The sequence below is a fragment of the Thiococcus pfennigii genome (assembly GCF_016583835.1).
In the GTDB taxonomy this organism is placed as follows: Bacteria; Pseudomonadota; Gammaproteobacteria; order Chromatiales; family Chromatiaceae; genus Thiococcus; species Thiococcus pfennigii.
Genome location: NZ_NRRW01000008.1, coordinates 83,994 through 102,380 on the forward strand (window position 1 = coordinate 83,994; position 18,387 = coordinate 102,380).

Below are 18,387 nucleotides of genomic sequence, written 5' to 3' on the forward strand. Positions count from 1 at the left end.
TCGGGAATTCCACAGTCTTGCACTAGATGGCCTCGGTGCGATCCGTCACCTGCGCAGAGACCTCTTCGAGCAGGAACCCTCCACCCTGCGCCTCGCCCAGAAGCGCCGCAAGGCCGCCTGAAATGACGGCTACCGCGCCAAGGCCGTCTCCGGCTGAGGTTTTATGCGCGCTCGGCCTGGACCAAGGACCCGCAACGGATCGGCCATGACGCAGTCTGAGATACAATGTATTTCACTTCATCACTGGAGATCCTGCCTGATGGCAACCAGCACCATGATTCACGTGCGCGTCGACGAGGAGGTCAAGGCCCAGGCGACCGAGACGCTGGCCGCGATGGGGCTGTCGATGTCCGACGCCGTGCGCGTGTTCCTGACCCGCGTCGTGGCCGAGCAGCGCCTACCGTTTGCGCTGGAGGTCCCCAACGCGGCCACCCGTGCGGCTATGTCCGAGGCCGACGCGATCGCCGGCACGCGCCGCGGACGCTTCGCCAGCGCCGAGCAACTCTTCGATCACCTTGAACCTAAAAACGGCAGTTGACCGCTTCACCATGGATTCAAGTCGTTGAAACCGCGCCGATGCTTTACGTGAGTCCTGCTCACCCGCTCGGTGAAGGCCGCTACAGCGCCCGATGCACGTCGCGCGCGGCGCCCGGCGGTGTTACAAGTCGTTGCAATAGCTTGGCTATTGCGCCTCCTTGTGCCTTGCCGGACACCCCGCGCGGCGCACCTCGGGCACCGTCCAACTGCCGCTTTTAGGTTGAAGAGAACAGCGGCCAGTAAGCGCGCGCGGCTGCCACGAGCGGCCGACTACACGAAGGCCTTCCTGAAAGCCCGTAGGTCGGGTTAGGCGCGCTGGCACGGCGGCCCTCTTAAAACAAAGGATTGCGCGCGCCGTAACCCGACAGGGGCCTCGGCGGGCGCCACGGTGTCGGCCGTCGGGTTACGCCCCCGCGGGGGACTAACCCGACCTACGGCCCCGGCGAAGCTCGGCACGGCCCGTAGGTCGGGTTAGGCGCGCTGGCACGGCGATCCTGTTAAAACAAAGGATTGCGCGCACCGTAACCCGACAGGGGCCTCGGCGGGCGCCACGGTGTCGGCCGTCGGGTTACGCCCCCGCGGGGGGCTAACCCGACCTACGGGCTTCCAGATCATCCGGGATTAAAAACCGAAATCCTGCATTCGTTGGGTATAGCGCAAAGTCCGGGCTCGTCGTCTTCGTGCGCGCCGGCACTCACGCGGAGCTGTTCGAGTAATCCTGGCCGCACCGCGATATCCGCTCGCCCAACTCTCGCCAGCGAAGAACGAGCTGCCCGTCATCGCGGTCGGCCGCGAGTAAGCATGGAATCGTCCACTGCTTTTCGCGACTTTCGTGTATTTCGTAGTTTCTTATATTCCCCGCGCTTGCATCGGTTGTTTCTGCACCGCTCCTAACCAGTACCGGCGCCGCAGAAGCGGCGGATCTCGGCCGCGACCCGGTCGGGGGCCTCGAGATGCACCGCATGGCCGCAGCCGGGGATGGTCACGAGCCGCGCCCTCGGGCAGCGCGCGGCTATCTCGGTGTTGATCGCGACGAACTTGGCGTCCTGGGCGCCGACGAGCAGCAGAAGCGGCACCTGGATCCTCGCCAAGTGCGGCCAGAGCGAGGGTTGGGAGCCAGTGCCGAGCTGACGCAGCGATCGGGCGAGGCCGGCGGGGTCGTTGCGGCGGCGGCGCGCGAGGACCTGGGGGAAGGTCGGATGGGCCTTGAGCGTCGCGAAGAGCGGCTGGTCGTACCAACGCGCGAGGAAGGGATCGAGCCCGTCGCGCTCCAGCACCTCGGCGAGGCGCCGATCCTGGGCACGGCGCGCCGCCCGCTCGGCCGACGTCGCGAGGCCGGGCGAGGCAGCGATCAGGACCGCACGCGGAAACAGCGCGGGGAAGCGCACGGCCAGATAGAGGGCCAGGCGTCCACCCATCGAATAGCCGACGAGGGCCGCCTCGGCGCGGCCGAGCGCCGCGAGCAGGCCGCTCAGCGCCCGGGCCGTGTCCGCCATCCGATAGGGGCGCAGCCCGCCGTCGACGCGCGTCGCCCCGTGCCCGGGCAGGTCGACGCCGATGCAGTAGAAGGCGTCGGCGAGGCCGGCGGCGAGCGCGTCGAACTCGTCGCTCGCGCCGAGGAAGCCGTGGAGGAAGAGGATGGCGGGGCGCCCGGGATCGCCGTGGTACCGGCAGCCGAAGCGGTAGCCGCCGACCTCGATCGCGCGCGTCATGCGGACCGTCAGTCGCGCCGCCGATCGCGGATCACGTCGACTGGCTCGCCCCAGACGCCGCGCCCGCGCGCCCGGGCGATGCGCTCGAGGGCCTGGTACTCGAACGGCGCCTCGGGGCGCGCCAACGCCCAGCCCTGCTCGATCAGATAGGCGCCCAGATCGGTGCCCGGATCGAAGCTGGTGCGATCGACGTGGCAGATCGCCTCCAGGCTGCCGTCGGCCCGCTCGAACTGGGGCGCACAGTGGACGAAACCGCGCACGATGAAGTCGAGCGCCAGCACCGCGCGCTCGGCGCAGCGCACCGGGCGGATCCACTCGCGGCACTGGCGTGAGGTCTCCGGGATGTAGAGGCCGTAGAGGTGCACGACCCGCTCTCGGATCCGCAGCGAGCCGTCGTCGCGCACGTGCGCGTGGCCGACGAGTTCGCGCGCCGCGGCGCTGGCCGCGAAGGAGAGAGTGGCGACCACCAGAAGCGCTTGTCGCCAAAGCCGCATCGGACCGACCTCCTGCCCTGCCAATGTTGTTACCCGCATCCCAGCTGGACGTCGCGCGTCTTGCTACCGATCCGCTAGCGCGGCAGCGGCGCATGGCGGGTCCAGTCGGCGGGGCGCCAGGCGGCCTCGTCGACCTCGGCGGTCGCGAGGCCGCACTTGGCCGCGAAATAGCGGTGGAAGGCGAGGCTGGGGGTGAGCTCGGGGTGGAAGACGGTGACCAGGACCGCGTCGTCCTCGGCCGCCGCGTGATAGTCGTCGAGGCGCAGCAGCGAGCGCACGCCGGGGCCCAGGGCCTTGATCTTGGGGGCGCGGATGAAGGTCATCGGGATCGGCGCGGCCGCGACCGCCGGGACGTCGGCGACGGTATTGAAGCTCGCGAGCTGGCTGCCGAAGGCGTTGCGGGCGACCTCGATGTCGATCAGCGCGAGCCCCGGATCACCGTCGACGACGCGCTTGGCCAGCAGGATGGCCCCGGCGCAGGTGCCCCAGAGCTTCAGCCCGGCGCGAAAGCGTTCGACGATCGCCTCGTCGAGCTCGTAGATGCGCAGCAGGCGTCGCAGGCAGGTGCTCTCGCCGCCCGGGATGATGAGGCCGGCAAGGCCCTCGAGATCGGCCGCCTTCTTGACCGGCCCGGCGGCGACGCCGAGCCGTTGCAGGTGCTCCAGGTGCTCGACGACACCGCCCTGCAGGGCGAGGACTCCGATACGCGCCATCGACTGGCCCCGAGCCGGCTCGTAGGCCCTGGCTACCAGCCGCGCCGGGCCAGCCGCTCGTCCTCGGGGATGGTCGGGATCTCGATGCCAACCATCGGCTCGCCGAGGTTCATCGAGACCTCGAGGACCTTCTGCGGCTCGTTGTAGTAGGTCGTCGCCTGCACGATCGCCCGGGCGCGGCGCGCCGGATCGCCGGACTTGAAGATGCCCGAGCCGACGAAGACCCCGTCGCAGCCGAGCTGCATCATCATGGCCGCGTCGGCCGGCGTCGCCAGCCCACCGGCGGCGAAGTTGACGACCGGCAGCCGGCCGACCTCGCGCACGGCGAGCGCGACCTCGTAGGGGATGCCGTTGTCGCGGCAGAAGCCGGTCAGCTCCTCGATCGGCATGTTGCAGACCTGGCGGATCTCGCGGTTCATCGTGCGCATGTGGCGCACCGCCTCGACGACGTTGCCGGTACCCGCCTCGCCCTTGGTGCGGATCATCGCCGCGCCCTCGGCGATCCGCCGGCAGGCCTCGCCGAGATTGCGCGCGCCGCAGACGAACGGGATCGAGAAGCGGGTCTTGTCGATGTGGCACTCCTCATCGGCCGGCGTCAGGACCTCGCTCTCGTCGATGTAGTCGATCTCGAGCGCCTCCAACAGCTGGGCCTCGACGAAGTGCCCGATGCGCGCCTTGGCCATGACCGGGATCGAGACCGCCGCCTTGATCTCCTTGATCATCGCCGGGTCGGACATGCGCGCCACCCCGCCCTCGCGGCGGATGTCGGCCGGCACCCGCTCCAACGCCATCACCGCCACCGCCCCGGCGTCTTCGGCGATGCGCGCCTGCTCCGGCGTGGTGACGTCCATGATGACGCCGCCCTTCAGCATCTGCGCGAGCTGGGCGTTGAGGGTGTATCGCTCACTGGTCAAGGTTGACTCTCCTGATCAAACGATCGAAATAAATCGGTTAACTCCCAGACGGGAATCGACAGGTGCTCGGCGGCACCGCGCTCGGCGACCGTATTGTAGCCCCAGCCGGCCAAGCGCATCGCGACCCGCTCCAGGCCCGGTTGGGCGCGACACCGTATCAGGGTCGCGAGTCGGTCCTCGACGAAACAGACCGTTCCGCGCGGATGGCGTTCCAGGAGCTCGGCGAGGACCGCCTCCTTGGGCCGGCCGTAATCGAGGCCGAAGATGCGCCGCGAGGGAAACGCGACGCCGGCACCGGACAATAAGCGCTCGACGAAGCGCCGCTCCTTCGTCGTGACGATGTAGCAGTCGGAATCCGCGGCCTGCGTCCGCAGCCACTCGGCGACGCCCGGATAGAGGGGGCTCAGCGCCGCCCAGGCATCGGGCTCAGCGGCGAGCCAGCGATCGCGCGTCGCCGAGAACAGGGCCTTGAGCGCCGCGACATCGCACCCGGCCCGCGCCACCACCGCCGGTTCGCGCGCGTCGAAGTCGGCCAGGAGTCTATCCGGGGCCACGCCGTCGCGCAGCAGGCGCATCAAGACGATCGCCTGATAGCCCGTCTCGATGGCCGGACGCGCGCGGCGGAAGCCATCGAGCAGCGCGGGCGGCGGGCGATCCGCGGCCATATCGCGCCAGATGGCGCCGCCGGCCTTCCAGCCCGCGGTGCCGGTCTCCTCGACGCTATCGCAGAGGACCCCGTCGAAATCCAGCGCAAGAATCGGCATCGCGGGCAGAGGGGGCAAGGCACTAAAAACCGTGCAGATTACCGCGCCGACCCTCGGCCTTCAACCATGCCGAGGGCCTGGTGGTCGTGGCCGCTCAGGCCAGGGCCGGCAGCGTGTCCGCAAGGCCGCCCGGCTTGTACATCAGGCCGTTCTCGCGGTGGGCCGCGAGCAGGTCCTCGGCCGGGGTACGGCGCGCCGCGACCATCTCCTCCAGGAGGGCCAGCGACTCCCAACCCTCGGTGTCCTCGATGCGGAACAGGGCCTTCCTCGCCTTGGCCAGCACCTCGCCAGCACCGGCCCGGATCTCCTCGTCGGCGAAGCCGGCCAGGGCGGCCCGCTGGTAGCGTTCCAGATCCGGCGCCTCGCCGCGCCCGGGCAGATCGGGGGCGAGGCAGATGCCGACCAGCAGGTGGCAACAGGCCCGCAACAGCGCCGCGGACAGTAAGGCATCGAAGGCCTTGTATTCGATGCGCCCGACCTCGCGCCGGCGCCTCGCGGCCTGGACCAACGTGCAATGCGCGGCGAGGTCTTGGGCCTTGGCCGAATCCAGATACAACCGCACGGCCGGGCGCACGGCCGACCGCTCGTAGGTCCGCTTCGACCAACCCTGCCAAGGCCGTCCGGCGTGGAAGGGGCTGCTGAAGCTGAAGGGGACGATGAACGGGCTGTACCAGCTCAGCTTGCGCGCGGCCTCCAGGCTGCGCTCCGCGCCCCACCCAGGGAACGAGAGGTTGACGTCGGGGCCGTAGCTCAGCGTCGAGACCTCGCTGCCGTCGTAGCTGGGGTCGCGCCGACGCTCCTCGCGCTCCCAGGCGTTGAGCGGCGGGTCGAAGTCGTAGGCCGGGCGGACCGGATTGAAGCCGACGATGGCCAGGCCGAGTCCATGCCGGGCCAGGACCGCGGCCAGCTCGCGCTCGATCTCCAGCGCCCAGTCGACCGCCTCGCCGACGCCCGCCGCCGGCGGGGTACGGATCTCGATACCCTTGACGATCAGGGTGCGGAAGCGGCCGTCCTCGTGCTGGCGCTCGTCGCCTTCCAGGTACCAGTAGCCGCTGCGAATACCGAGATCGCCGGTGGCCAGGTCCGGGTCGAGCCGACCGGGCTTGTCCTCGAGCAACGGGGCGATCGCATCGAAGGACAGATTGGTGAAATCGCGCACCCGGCCCGGCTGCGGGCCGTCCAGATCGACGATCAGGTATTCGAGCTCGAGCCCCACCTCGACGGTGGCCGACTCGCAACCGCGGCAATTGGTCACGCGGACCTCCTCGCGCCGGTCGGGACGGGGCACCCCGGCGGGCATCGCCAGACGACAGGGGGTCCGCGCCGGTCACCCTCCCGCGACGGCCCTCAGGACAAGGCCGTAATCGTACAACATCCGTGGTGTCCCTCGGATGCCGTATCGCAATGACGCCAACGGGCAGGCGCCAGGAACCCGCCTTACCCAAATGTCCCGGGGGGGTCAGCAACGCCCTGACCGCCCGCCCCCTCTGTGAGCGACGGGTGGTGCTACCGACCGGTCGCGGCAGGTCGGCGCGCCGGCTCCCACAAGCTCGACACCGCTCGCACCGCGCCGAGGGTCAAGACGCGACCAGAGCCCCCTGCCACATGGCCCGTCGTGGGCAGCGGAATGCAATAATCCGAGCACTGGCCCCGCGCCCGCTTACCCCGGGTCCGCAGAAGATTCGAAGCGCCCTGCGGGACACGAATGCCCCGCAGGGAGAGTTTGCGATCCGTCGTTCTTGAGGGTTTTTCGCCAGGTTTCGGGCGATCAGCGGCAGAGGCGCAGATAGGTCACGGCATCGCGAAAATCGAATCGCCCGCTACCATCGAGGTCGCAGTAATCCACGCTACCACGCACGCAACCAACGACGAACTGGCGGAAGCCGAGGTCGCAGACATCCAAGGCCTGGAAGGCCAGATCATCGACGACGAGCGTCTGCCCCTGGAAAGTCAGGACGACGCTGGCGATGCCCGCTCCCTCCAAGAGGATCGTCTGCAAATCAGTCGTCCCGGACAGGGTCTCAGAATCGAGCAATGCGCCAGCCCCGTCGAATGCCTCGGCGACGATCGTGCCGACGTTTGGCGAGCCCACATTGGCCTGGACCAGGCTCACTACGGGATCGAAACGGAGCGTTTCCGGACCGCGCGGAATCCCGCCACCCGACATGGCGGCCGAGGTATTGAAGGCCAGAAAGTTGGGTGAACTCTGACCCGTGACCCCGAAATTGCCGCACTCGTCCATAATCGCGCCGCCATCATCCGAATCGGGTCCTTCGAACTCGACGCCCAACCCGCTGTAAGCATCCCGTAGCGCCGTGGTCTCGCTAAAGAGGCAAGGCGCGGACACGTCATCGAAGTCGATGACCGTCGCCCCGGCCGGCGGGGGCAGCACGGCCTCGCCGGAAAACACCGCTGGCGCCATCACGCCGGCACCCTCTACACCTTCTACACCGTTGACGATATCGGCGAGCGCCGCACCCGAAACGAACGCCACCACAACCACCGAACCGGACAAGAAAGCTTTGTATTTCATCGTTATTCCCTCCATGCCACTGCTTGTGGAAAGGTCACTGAATCTTGAAAGCACCCGAGAGGGCCACCTTCCAAGACGCAAGGAGCAGGAGAGGCTTCCGTGTCGCTCCGTTTTCAGCAGCCGCGTGACGAAACGACCGGATCCTTCCTGCTCGCGCGAGGGCGCCCTGAGTCTTCCTGATGCGTCCTCGACGATACAGTCTAGACCAGACCTGCAGCCAGCGAGGTTGCCGCACAGGACGACCTGCGTCTCGCACAGGGCCGACGGGATGATCTCGGTCGTGATCAGCGGGAGGGGTCGGGGGGCGCGTCTTGGCGTTCCCTCGCCACGCTCCCTCGCCGGCGTCAACGGACGCGACGCCCACGAAACGCGAAAAGGGCGAGCGCCATCGACGCCCTTGCCTGGAACTGCAAGCGGTCAGCGTTGCCATAGCCGGGCGCAGAATCTGCGCCAGATCCTCCGGCCAACCGATGTCCGCCAGCGGCGACCAACGCCAACCGAGGCGATCGAGCCGCGCCATCGACAGGGCGGCGACCGTGTCGCCCTCCAGGGGATCTGCGCGAACAGCGAGGGCGCGAACCGCCGCAGCCCGAGCCACACATAGCCACCATCCTCGGCCGGACCCGATGACCGCGTCTTGGTGCCGCAGGCGTCGCCCGGCCTCGGCGAGGTAGCCAAGCGACATCTCGGGACAGTCCGCACCGATCGATGGTGGAAAAACCGGCCTCCGGCCCAGATAAGGGACGGCAGTGTCGGTCGGGCAAGGGAGATGAAACCACTGTGGTCAAATCACGCGCCAGTACGCTGATCGCTTCCCCACCGGAGCAGGTCTTCGAGTTCATCGCAGTGAATTTCGAACGGAACTATTCCCGGTGGTCCCCGGAGGTCAAGGCGCTGGAGGTGCTCACGCCCGGCCCCCTGGGGATCGGCACGAAGGCACGTCAAGTGCGGATCGATCAGGGCCGCCAGTCGAACTCGACCTTCAGCGTCACCGCCTTCGAACCGCCGAGGCGGGTCAGCTTCGCCGAGAGTACCGATCAGTTTCGAACCGACTACCAGGTCGATCCCGTCGGCAAGCAGACGCGACTGACATTCGCCTTCGAGTTGCGCCGACTGGAGCTCTACATGCGCCCGTTCGAGAAGTTGATACGGGTGGCGATCCAGGACGGCGCGGAGCGGGTGGTCCGCAACATCAAATCCCTCGTCGAGCGAGAAATGGCCCGCCAATCGAGCGGCCAAGTTTAGCCATCAGGAGAATCTCGTGGAATTCACTGTCGAGAAAGACGCCGGCACGATCCCTTTCGTCCTGTCGCAGATCCTGGACACCTGCGTCAACGGCATCACGCTATCGGACCCGGATCAACCCGACAATCCGATCGTCTACGCAAACGAAGCCTTCGAATTGATCACCGGCTACGACCGCGAAGAGATCCTGGGTCGCAATTGCCGCTTCCTCCAGGGTGAGGATCATGACCAACCCGAGGTCGAGCGCATCCGCGAAGCCTTGCGGGAGGAGCGACCGGTAACCGTCACCCTGAGGAATTACCGCAAGGACGGCACGCTGTTCTACAACCAGTTCACGATCCGCCCGCTGTTCGATCCGCAGGGACGTCTGATCTACTTCCTCGGGGTCCAGTACGACGTGAGCGAAAAGGTGCGGGCCCGCGAGGAGCTCAAGCGGCTGAACGCCCTGCTGAAGGCCGCCGGCGAGGACGTCTCGGATGAGTAGCGACAACCCCGAGAGACGCTGAGGACGTTGGCTCCCAGTGGGGATCGGAGAGCAGTAGGCCATACCTGACGACTCGTCGAGCGCGATGCTTGCCCAGACCGAACCGCGGCTTCGGCAGGCGTTCGACGATCGATGGCGATCGGTCTGGACAGGCTCCACGAGGCCCTTCTTGGCGAGCGACAGCCAATCGATCGATCCCCCTACAGAGTCTCCGGAATCTGCACCAAATCCTCCGGCCGTTCGATGTCGCGCAGCGGCAGCAGCGCCGACCAACGCCAACCGAGGCGGTCGAGCCGCGCGATCGTCAGCGCGGCGACCCTGTCGCCCCCCAGGGGATCTGCGCGAACAGCGAGGGCGCGAACCGCCGCAGGCCGAGCCACACGTAGCCGCCATCCTGGGCTGGGCCGATGACGGCGTCTTGGCGCCGCAGGCGTCGCTCGGCCTCGGCCAGGTAGTCAAACGACATCTCGGGACAATCCGCACCGATCAGTCTGAGTTCCGCCCCCTTTGCGGGCGACCGGCGCTGCCGACCGGTCGCGGCAGATCGGCGAGCCGGGCTCCCACAAGCTCAACACCGCTCGCACCGCGCCGAGGGCCAAGACGCGACCAGTTCCCCTGCCACGTGACCGGCTGACCCCGCTCTGCTCCTTGGCGATGCCGATGAAGGAGCTGGCGGTGTCGGCGAGCGGGACCATGGCGCGTCAGCAGGTCAGGGTCTCGACATCGTAGCGAGCGATCTCGGGGTCCCGGGTGATCAGGATCAGCGCCTCGGCCCTGGCCTGAGAGACCAGTATCCGATCGAAGGGGTCGCGATGCTGCATCGGCAGGGTCCGGTAGACGTTGAGGTGGGCAGTGCGGATCGGCATCAGCTCGTAGCCGCTCCCGGGAATGGAATCGAAGAAGTCTTCGGGCAAGTCGAGCTTGCCGATCGATGCCTTGATGGCGCATTCCCAAAGCGATGCGCTACTGACGAAGATCAGATTCGAGGGGCTGGCGATGGCGTCTCGCGCCCGCGGAGAGAGGGTCTCCGGGTCGCCGAGCGCCCACAGAAGCGTGTGCGTATCGACCAGATAGCGCATGCTCAGTCGGTCACGCCAAGGTCGCGGGCGATATCCTCTGGCCAGGTATCGAAGTCGTCGGCGACTCGGATTCGGCCTTGAAAGCGGCCCAACCTTTGGCGCGAGGTGGCCGGCTCGTAACGGGAGATGCGCGCGACAGGATGTCCCATGCGGGTGACGATGATCTCCTCGCCCTGGCTGACACGGTCGACGACCTCGGAAAACTTGGCCTTGGCCTCGGTGAGATTCAGGATTGCGGACATGGTGGCTCCGGACTGGTCAGACCTGATCCGACTATAGAGCGCCCCACACACTCAGGCAAGGCCGCTCGGATCATACGGGCGACGCTGGAAACGGGCCAGGTCTTGCACCCTGGCATTTCTCCCCTGCCAGACAAGGGCCGACATCAACCACCCGCCCGCTGCGACAAAGCGAGCACTGACCCCGGCCCCCTTTTCCCTGTTCCCGCTCGAGCGGACTCGCACGGGTACGGGGTCAGGGTACGGGGTCAAGTCTTGCAATCGCGCAATGCGCGATTGCAAGACTTGACCCCAGTTTTTGTCGCAGTTTTTGTCGGATGGCAATTTTTCAAGGTCCCCTCAAGAGTTGTCTGCGCCCCCCGCTCTGGCTTGTTCGTTGGCCAGGGCCCTCTCGGTGATTTCGTGGTAAAGGTGGGTTATACGCGCGACGATCTCCTGGAACTCAGGATGCGTATGGACGGCGGCACGCCTGAAGCTACTATCCTCAAAGATCTCTTTCAGAAAGTTGATATCGAACTCGTCCAGAGTTCCTCCGGCGTCAACCTTCTTCTTGATGTCCAGGGCTCGGGGCAGACGCTGGGTGCGCAGGCGATCAAGGGTGGTCACGATGAGCGCTAGCTCGGTTTCCGTATAGGCCATGTCTTTGTCTCCTTGGTCGATCCAGATGTCACGAGGGGGAAGAGGGCAGAAAGGCCGAGGGGTCAAACGGCCCGAGGGGCGGCCAAGGTGTCAGGTCTCGCATCGTAGCACCGCGCGCGTTCACTTTCGTATCGTAGCAGTTCCGCCTCGCCCGACAAGGCGGGCACCGGCCGAGGCATCCCGTTCTCCAAGATTGAGAGGCCGGGTCTCGCCCTATCACACTGCTGGACCGTCGATCTCTTTCCCTGCCCAGCAGGGAAGAAATGCAACGATGCGAGACTTGACCCCTTTTGGACCCGACTTTTGTGAGCCCCTTCTTCCCTTCGTCCAGGGTCATGACCGCATCAATCCCCCGCCGCGTCGAGCACCGCAGCGACGTGATCCAACAGGGCCGCGACCTCGGCGCCGATCGTCGGCCGGTCGAGAGACTCGTCCGGGTCGCCTTCCTCATAGCGGGCCTGGACCGCATAGGGCGTGAAACGGGCCAACGGTTGGAACTGTTCAGCGTCAGCCCCGGCGCGCCGTAGCAGCGAGAACAACCGCGGCAGATCATGGGTCAACGGATACTCGTGACCGAATATCGCCAGCCAGGCCTTTAGCGCCTTCTCAACCGCTTGTTGCGCATGAAACCCGCAGATCATGTCGTCGATCTGCGCCATCCCAGCCAATGCCTCCAGCGCGGCGAGATCCCGCCGCGCCAGGCGCAGCATGGAAGCCGCGTGCTCAGACCGTGCCATACAGCACCCGTCCTTCGCGTAGCGCCCGCGCAACCACGTGGTTCAACGACCCGCGCCAATGCTCGGCCTCGGCGCGGGTGTACAGCAGCAGGTCCTTGGACACCGGCATATCGCCGAGCGCCTGATACAGCCGCGCCGCCTCCCTCATGCGGCTACGGCCAGGGCCGAAGGGCGCGTGCTCGATGATGAGCAGGTCCACATCCGAATCCGGCTGGGCATCGCCGCGGGCGCGCGAGCCAAACAGGACGATGGCCTCGGGGTCGGCCTCGCGTACGATGATGTCCACCATCTGCCGCAGCACCTCGGCCTCATCGAATTCGGTCTCCGCCGGCAACGGCGGGGGCCGCGCGGTAGCGTGCGGTGTGCTCATTGGGGCTTCTCCACGCAGTACAGGGTGAACGGTAAGGGCGCAAACTCGACCGGCAGCCCGGCCTCATCCAGCGCCCGTTGGGACACGAAGCGGGCCGCGGCATAGACCAGGCGGGGCTTGCCGGGCCTTGGCCCGCGAAAGGGTTAAGGTACTTGGGGACGGACCACATTTCCTAAGAAACGAATTCCGATGGCGTGCCGACGTCGGCCACCTTGGCCGACCGTCCCGGGGACCCTTTCCAAGTGCGCCGGCCAACCATGGCGGCAATCTGTTGCTCCAACGTAGGGCGACCGATGACACAACCGCCATTGGTGCCGTCGCGCAGGCGTTGGAGCAGTTCGCCGGCGAGTTCGTCCGCGAACGACCGGCGATAGGCGGCCAGACCCGCATCGTCAGAACCGCCCAGATCGCGGTGCAAGGGATGCGGCGTGAGCACGGCGTCGCGCGCACCCAGGGCGTTGGCCCGATAGCTGGACCAGGGAAGATCACCGGGCGCCTCGACCATGGCCGCCTGCACTGAGTTCAACTCAACGTAGCGCTGGCAGGCCAAGAGATAGATGTCGGCCTCGATCAGCGCCGCGCGGAAGCGACCCTCGAACAGCCCGCCAGTGCGGCGACAGGCCGGGTTGACAGGCTCGACATAGCGTTGAATTACGGTAACAGTTTACGAAATATATCATTGAGAAAAAGTAGAGTTATGCGCATTTATTAAGCTGTCACCGTAAGTCCGACCCGCGCCCCGCCATGCTTGAGATTAGCCCAAGACGCTGCGACGCGGGCTCGGCTTGACCGGTTCGCTAGGTGACTATGCGTGATTACAAGACCTGACCCCGTCCTTTGACCCCGTCCTTTGACCCCGTCCTTTGCGTGACCCCGTCCTTTGCGTCCTTTGCGTCCTTTGCACGTCCTTTGCGTCCTTGCGTGACCCCGTCCTTGCGCCCATCTCTCAAACATGGCGTAAGCTTCTCGCAGGCGGCGACGGTTCTGACCGATCCGCTGGCCTTGACGGTCCCGCGCGGAGCCTAGGAGCGAGGCGATCGCTGTGCCGCCTTGTCGGCCTTACGAAGCGCTGCGGATCCGAATGCACCCTGGCCCAACAGGAGTCTTGGCATGCAGCTTGGAATGATCGGTCTCGGCCGCATGGGGGCAAACATGGCCCAGCGGCTGATCGTCGCTGGCCACGAGTGCGTGGTATATGACACCAATCCCGCCGCGGTGACCGCCCTAACGCGAACCGGCGCCGTCGGTGCCGCAAACCTTCCCGAGTTATGCGCCAGGCTCAACCGTCCGCGGGCGATCTGGATCATGGTGCCAGCCGCCGTGGTCGGGAAGGTGCTTCACCAGCTCCTGCCCCATCTGGCGCCCGAAGACATCGTCATCGACGGTGGCAACTCCCACTACAAGGATGACATCGCCCATGCCGAGCGCCTCGCCGCGAGCGGGGTCCGCTTCCTCGACTGTGGTACCAGCGGTGGCGTCTGGGGCCGAGAGCGCGGCTACTGCCTGATGATCGGCGGCGATGCCGCGGCCGTCGCTCTGCTCGATCCGATTTTCGCGGCGCTTGCACCGGGAGCCGGCGATGTTCCGCGAACCGCCGGTCGCAGTGGCGAGTACGACCGCGCAGAGCTCGGCTACCTCTACTGCGGGCCGAGCGGTGCTGGGCACTTCGTCAAGATGGTCCACAACGGGATCGAGTACGGCCTGATGGCGGCCTATGCCGAGGGCTTCAACCTGCTCAAGAATGCTGGCGTCGGCCGCCGGGAGAACCAGGTCGATGCCGAAACGGCGCCGCTCGCCGACCCCCGGAGCTATCAGTACGACCTCGATCTCGCTGCTGTCGCCGAGGTCTGGCGCCGGGGCAGCGTCATCGCCTCCTGGCTGCTGGACCTGACCGCCAATGCGTTGCACGACGACCCTTCGCTCGCCGGCTTCGGCGGGCGGGTATCGGACTCCGGGGAGGGGCGTTGGACCAGCATCGCGGCGATCGAGACGGGCACCCCCTTGCCGGTGCTGACGACGGCCCTGTTCGAGCGCTTCGCCTCGCGCGGCGAGGCCGGGTTCGCGAACCAGGTGATCGCGGCGATGCGCCTGCAGTTCGGCGGTCACGCAGAACCCTCGGCAGACTAGGACGGGGCGCGCCGATGTCGCTGATCCAAACCAACTTCACCGAGGCGCCGCCGGCGCCGCCGAACGTCATGATCATCTTCGGCGCCGGCGGTGACCTGACGCGGCGCAAGCTGATCCCGGCCCTCTTTCACCTGAGCGCGGCCGGACTCCTGCCCAAGGGCTTCGCCATGCTGGGTCTCGACCGCCTGGATCTCGACGATCAGGCCTTTCGCGAGCGTATCGCCGGTCAGGTCGAGGATTCCCTCGGGGCGGCCTTCGACCGGCGCGTCTGGGAGGGCCTGGTCAGCCGCATCCACTATATGCAGATCGACATGCTTGAGGGGGCCGATTACGAGCGACTCTGCGAGCGCCTGAGCGAGATCGACGCCGAGCGCGGCACCAACGGCAACTACCTCTTCTACCTCGCCGTGCCGCCCAGTCTGTTTGGGCCCGTAACGGACCGACTTGGCGATGTCGGCCTGCTGCATCAGAGCGAGCACGATTGGCGGCGAGTCATCATCGAGAAACCGTTCGGCCGCGACCTGGAATCGGCAATCGCGCTTAACACGAGCATGCACCGCAACATGGACGAAGACCAGATCTACCGGATCGACCACTACCTCGGCAAGGAGACGGTGCAGAACATCATGGTGTTCCGCTTCGCCAACAGCTTCTTCGAGCCGGTCTGGAACCGCAACCACATCGATCACGTCCAGATTACCGTCGCCGAGTCGGTCGGGGTCGAGCACCGCGGCGCCTACTACGAGGAGGCCGGGGCCCTGCGCGACATGATCCCGAACCACCTCCTCGTGCTGCTCGGCTTCCTGGCGATGGAGCCGCCGAGCTCCTTCCAGGCCGAGGCGGTTCGCATCGAGATCAACAAGGTGCTCGACGCGATCAAGCCGCTGACCCCAGAGGAGGTCCTGACGCACGCCGTGCGCGGCCAGTACGATGCCGGCACCATGCCAAACGGCGAGAAGGTGCCGGCCTACCGCGCCTCGCCCGGCGTGAATCCCAAATCCTTCACCGACACCTATGCCGCCCTGAAGCTCACGATGGACAACTGGCGCTGGGCCGGGGTCCCTTTCTACCTGCGCACCGGCAAGCGGCTGGCCGCGCACTACACCGAGGTCGCCATCCAGTTCAAGCGCGCCCCGACGATCATGTTCAAGCACACCGACGTCGACGAGCTGGCGCCGGACATGGTTGTGCTGCGGATCCAGCCCAACGAGGGCATCCAGATGAGCTTCGGCGCCAAGATTCCGGGCCCGACGATGCAGGTCGGCAGCGTCAACATGGATTTCTGCTACGAGGACTACTTCGGGAACCGGCCGGCGACCGGCTACGAGACGCTGATCTACGACTGCATGAACGGCGACGCAACCCTGTTCAAGCACGCCGACACGGTCGAGAAGGGCTGGGAGATCGTGCAGTCGGTGACCGATGTCTGGGCGGCACTACCGCCGCGCGACTTCCCGAACTACGCGGCCGGTTCCTGGGGGCCGTGCGCGGCCGGCGACCTGACCAAACGCGACGGACGCATGTGGCGGCGTATCGCCGTACCCAAGGCGCGGATCGCGGCCGAGCCTGGCTGAACCGCGCTCAGCTCGCCGGCCCGGGCCGGGGGCGCAGCCAGCTCGGGCCGGCCGGCTTCAACACGGCGCTCAGGGCGCGCAATGGCCAGGAGGCGGGCCAATGGCTCAATCTCCTCGGCGATCTCCGGTGCAGAGCTCAGGCCGTCACTCCGGCAACAGCGACAGCAGCGATGGATCCTCAAGGAGCTTGTGGGCCAGAATCAGGCCTGCGGCGGACCAGGTCTGACAGAGGTTGGCATGCCGGCCGATGAGGCGGCCGCCTTTGCCGTCGTAGTATTCCGGCCAGCGGTCTTGCGGCAGGCGCTCGGCGGCCACCTCAAAGGCGCGCTCGGCCAAGGGGCGCCGGCCGCTCTTCAGCGCCGCAGCCACCAGCGGCCACAACAGCACCGGCCAGTTACCGCCATTGTGGTAAGACCAGGGCGCATTCTTCGGGTCGCTACCGGTGAGCAACCGCCACGCCTCGCCGCTGAGCGCAGGGAAGCAGAGCTTCAGTGGCATGGCGCCGACGAGATCACCCCAGCGGGCCTCGATCAAGGACATGATGCGGGTAGCCTGCCGCACAGTCGTCAACCCGAACAGGATGGCCAACAGGTTGCCCTGGGAGAAGAAGCGAAAATCCATTCGCCCGGGGCCCAGATTACCGACCAAGTAGCCGGCCTCCTCTGGCAGCCACTCGGTAACCCATTCGGGGATGGATTCCGGGTGGATGTTGAGCAGGTTGCTCCCAGTGCCGCCGTACTCCTCGGTCGGAAAGCGGTGGATCGCGCTCAGGCGTTGCAGGTCGAGCCAGTAGAAGCGGCGTAGGTAGTCACGCAGATTCGCCAACCGCTGCTCACCGAGGGCGATCAGTCGGCGATTCTCGGGGGTCCTCTCCACGTAGTGCAGGGCGCGGCGTAGCGCCCCGTAGAACAGCGCCTGGATCTCCAACGGATGGCCGTAAACACCCATGCGCCGATCCACCATGAATGCCCCATCCGGCACCATCAGCGTCGGATAGACCTCGAAGGCGTCATTGGCGCACAGCGCGAGGACACGCTTGAGATTGCGCTGCACGTCCGCGCGCGCAGCGAGAGCGCGGTCGCCGGAGGCCTGGACGGTCGCGCACAACAGGAGCGTCCACCAGAGGACGGAATCCACCGGCGCAACGCGCCCGATGGCGCGCTCGCCAAAGTCGCCCTCGAGCCGCTCAGCCAGGGCATCGTGCCGGATGCGAAAGCTCGCCGGCATGACGGAGGGATGAATGGTCTGTTCGGGGTTGCCGTGCTCGCGCTCGGTGACCTCGAGCGCCGCAAGCAGAAAATCGCGCACGATCTCCACCTTGCCGTCGGCGAGAAAGACCAAGCCCGAGACAACGAAATCACGGATGAAGCACTCGCGGTAGTTCTCCGCGGCCGGGCCCTTCGGGTCGTTGGCCGCAGCCGTGCCCACGGGGCGGCCCTGATAGAACATCAATGAGGCATCGAGCAGCCGGTAAGCATCATCCAGTGCGGTGGTCTTCAAGGGGGCTCTCCTAACGATCGTGGGACGAGGCGAGCCACGGGAGATGATAAAACCTTGCCTCGTCCCTGATCCTTCCCTCACCCCAGCCCTCTCCCAGATGGCGAGGGAGCGAACGTGCTGCGGGAGTTTCATTGTAACGAAGGGGCACCGGGCTCGTCGCCAGATCGGCTGTCTCCAGCGTGGTTCACAAGAACCAAACCGGTCCGCATCAACCACAGGGAGCACCGACGCGGTTGGCCAGATTTGGCGATCTCCGTCACCGGCGGTGCCGCTCCAGCGCCGTTACGGCGTTGGCTGCAAGGTCGATTCCCGCACTCACCCGAATGCGCAAGAGTTCTCGGCATAGATCTCGCTCGGTGATGAAAGCGGATACGGGGTCAGCGGATACGGGGTCACAGCGGATACGCAGCGGATACGGGGTCACAGCGGATACGGGGTCAATACGGGGTCAAGTCTTGCAATCACGCATTGCCCGATTGCAAGACTTGACCCCATTTTTGCGACCCTCGAACAGCCCGCCAGTGCGGCGACAGGCCGGGTTGACAGGCTCGACATAGCGTTGAATTACGGTAACAGTTTACGAAATATATCATTGAGACAAAGTAGAGTTATGCGCATTTATTAAGCTGTCACCGTAAGTCCGACCCGCGCCCCGCCATGCTTGAGATTAGCCCAAGACGCTGCGACGCGGGCTCGGCTTGACCGGTTCGCTAGGTGACTATGCGT

At 66.4% G+C, this 18,387-nt stretch carries 21 protein-coding genes; 5 read left to right on the plus strand and 16 right to left on the minus strand.

The annotated features are described in order from the left end of the window. The first annotated feature begins 259 nt into the window (after positions 1-259). Positions 260-538, plus strand: a complete 279-nt coding sequence (locus tag CKO41_RS04520) for a type II toxin-antitoxin system RelB/DinJ family antitoxin (protein WP_200381373.1) — start codon at positions 260-262, stop codon at positions 536-538. Positions 539-1,427: 889 nt separating this feature from the next. Here the strand turns inward: CKO41_RS04520 and menH are convergent. The 8 genes from menH to CKO41_RS18990 all read right to left on the minus strand — a co-directional run bounded on the left by menH (position 1,428) and on the right by CKO41_RS18990 (position 8,369). Beyond that, on the minus strand, positions 1,428-2,249 hold the full coding sequence (gene menH, locus CKO41_RS04525; protein ID WP_200381374.1) for a 2-succinyl-6-hydroxy-2,4-cyclohexadiene-1-carboxylate synthase: 822 nt from the start codon (positions 2,247-2,249) through the stop codon (positions 1,428-1,430). An 8-nt stretch (positions 2,250-2,257) separates the two neighbouring features. Further along, on the minus strand, positions 2,258-2,743 hold the full coding sequence (locus tag CKO41_RS04530; RefSeq protein WP_200249898.1) for a thermonuclease family protein: 486 nt from the start codon (positions 2,741-2,743) through the stop codon (positions 2,258-2,260). Positions 2,744-2,817: 74 nt separating this feature from the next. Continuing rightward, complete coding sequence (pdxT, locus tag CKO41_RS04535; RefSeq protein WP_200381375.1) at positions 2,818-3,456, minus strand: pyridoxal 5'-phosphate synthase glutaminase subunit PdxT; 639 nt, start codon at positions 3,454-3,456, stop codon at positions 2,818-2,820. A gap of 32 nt (positions 3,457-3,488) precedes the next feature. After that, positions 3,489-4,370: a pyridoxal 5'-phosphate synthase lyase subunit PdxS gene (gene pdxS / locus CKO41_RS04540; RefSeq protein WP_200249896.1), complete on the minus strand. Its 882-nt coding sequence runs from the start codon at positions 4,368-4,370 to the stop codon at positions 3,489-3,491. Further along, positions 4,367-5,134, minus strand: coding sequence for an HAD family hydrolase (locus CKO41_RS04545; RefSeq protein WP_200381376.1), 768 nt, complete (start codon positions 5,132-5,134; stop codon positions 4,367-4,369). Before CKO41_RS04545 ends, pdxS begins: the two co-directional genes overlap by 4 nt. Before the next feature lie 94 nt (positions 5,135-5,228). Next, positions 5,229-6,389 carry a glutamate-cysteine ligase family protein gene (locus tag CKO41_RS04550; protein WP_200381377.1) on the minus strand — a complete coding sequence of 387 codons (1,161 nt, stop codon included), beginning with the start codon at positions 6,387-6,389 and terminating at the stop codon, positions 5,229-5,231. A 513-nt stretch (positions 6,390-6,902) separates the two neighbouring features. After that, complete coding sequence (locus CKO41_RS04555; RefSeq protein ID WP_200381378.1) at positions 6,903-7,667, minus strand: hypothetical protein; 765 nt, start codon at positions 7,665-7,667, stop codon at positions 6,903-6,905. 417 nt (positions 7,668-8,084) lie between these two features. After that, positions 8,085-8,369 carry a DUF2064 domain-containing protein gene (locus tag CKO41_RS18990; RefSeq protein ID WP_338115538.1) on the minus strand — a complete coding sequence of 95 codons (285 nt, stop codon included), beginning with the start codon at positions 8,367-8,369 and terminating at the stop codon, positions 8,085-8,087. Positions 8,370-8,375: 6 nt separating this feature from the next. Here CKO41_RS18990 and CKO41_RS04565 point away from each other — a divergent pair, with 6 nt between their 5' ends. Beyond that, complete coding sequence (locus CKO41_RS04565) at positions 8,376-8,912, plus strand: SRPBCC family protein (protein WP_207143727.1); 537 nt, start codon at positions 8,376-8,378, stop codon at positions 8,910-8,912. A gap of 16 nt (positions 8,913-8,928) precedes the next feature. Further along, positions 8,929-9,396 carry a PAS domain-containing protein gene (locus CKO41_RS04570; RefSeq protein ID WP_200249888.1) on the plus strand — a complete coding sequence of 156 codons (468 nt, stop codon included), beginning with the start codon at positions 8,929-8,931 and terminating at the stop codon, positions 9,394-9,396. 304 nt (positions 9,397-9,700) lie between these two features. Here the strand turns inward: CKO41_RS04570 and CKO41_RS04575 are convergent, their stop codons facing one another. From CKO41_RS04575 to CKO41_RS04605, 7 genes are all read right to left on the minus strand, one after another. Then, a complete protein-coding gene (locus tag CKO41_RS04575) occupies positions 9,701-9,862 on the minus strand; it encodes a DUF2064 domain-containing protein (protein ID WP_242463952.1) in 162 nt (53 codons plus the stop codon). Between the two features lie 235 nt (positions 9,863-10,097). Then, positions 10,098-10,475, minus strand: a complete 378-nt coding sequence (locus CKO41_RS04580) for a type II toxin-antitoxin system VapC family toxin (RefSeq protein ID WP_242463954.1) — start codon at positions 10,473-10,475, stop codon at positions 10,098-10,100. Positions 10,476-10,477: 2 nt separating this feature from the next. Further along, the gene (locus CKO41_RS04585) at positions 10,478-10,717 is read right to left on the minus strand and encodes a type II toxin-antitoxin system Phd/YefM family antitoxin (protein ID WP_015279852.1); all 240 of its coding nucleotides are present in this window, start codon (positions 10,715-10,717) and stop codon (positions 10,478-10,480) included. Between the two features lie 336 nt (positions 10,718-11,053). Then, positions 11,054-11,353 (minus strand): hypothetical protein, encoded by a 300-nt coding sequence (locus CKO41_RS04590; RefSeq protein ID WP_200381379.1) that lies wholly within the window; start codon positions 11,351-11,353, stop codon positions 11,054-11,056. 344 nt (positions 11,354-11,697) lie between these two features. Beyond that, positions 11,698-12,063: a HEPN domain-containing protein gene (locus tag CKO41_RS04595; protein ID WP_200381380.1), complete on the minus strand. Its 366-nt coding sequence runs from the start codon at positions 12,061-12,063 to the stop codon at positions 11,698-11,700. A 13-nt stretch (positions 12,064-12,076) separates the two neighbouring features. Continuing rightward, positions 12,077-12,460, minus strand: a complete 384-nt coding sequence (locus CKO41_RS04600; protein ID WP_200381381.1) for a nucleotidyltransferase domain-containing protein — start codon at positions 12,458-12,460, stop codon at positions 12,077-12,079. Between the two features lie 172 nt (positions 12,461-12,632). Then, a complete protein-coding gene (locus CKO41_RS04605) occupies positions 12,633-12,965 on the minus strand; it encodes a transposase (RefSeq protein ID WP_242463955.1) in 333 nt (110 codons plus the stop codon). Between the two features lie 605 nt (positions 12,966-13,570). Here CKO41_RS04605 and gnd point away from each other — a divergent pair. Beyond that, the gene (gene gnd / locus CKO41_RS04610; protein ID WP_200381382.1) at positions 13,571-14,587 is read left to right on the plus strand and encodes a phosphogluconate dehydrogenase (NAD(+)-dependent, decarboxylating); all 1,017 of its coding nucleotides are present in this window, start codon (positions 13,571-13,573) and stop codon (positions 14,585-14,587) included. Positions 14,588-14,601: 14 nt separating this feature from the next. Continuing rightward, positions 14,602-16,161: a glucose-6-phosphate dehydrogenase gene (gene zwf, locus CKO41_RS04615; RefSeq protein WP_200381383.1), complete on the plus strand. Its 1,560-nt coding sequence runs from the start codon at positions 14,602-14,604 to the stop codon at positions 16,159-16,161. Positions 16,162-16,305: 144 nt separating this feature from the next. Here the strand turns inward: zwf and CKO41_RS04620 are convergent, their stop codons facing one another. Then, positions 16,306-17,679 (minus strand): glycoside hydrolase 100 family protein, encoded by a 1,374-nt coding sequence (locus CKO41_RS04620; RefSeq protein ID WP_338115539.1) that lies wholly within the window; start codon positions 17,677-17,679, stop codon positions 16,306-16,308. Positions 17,680-18,387: the final 708 nt, after the last annotated feature.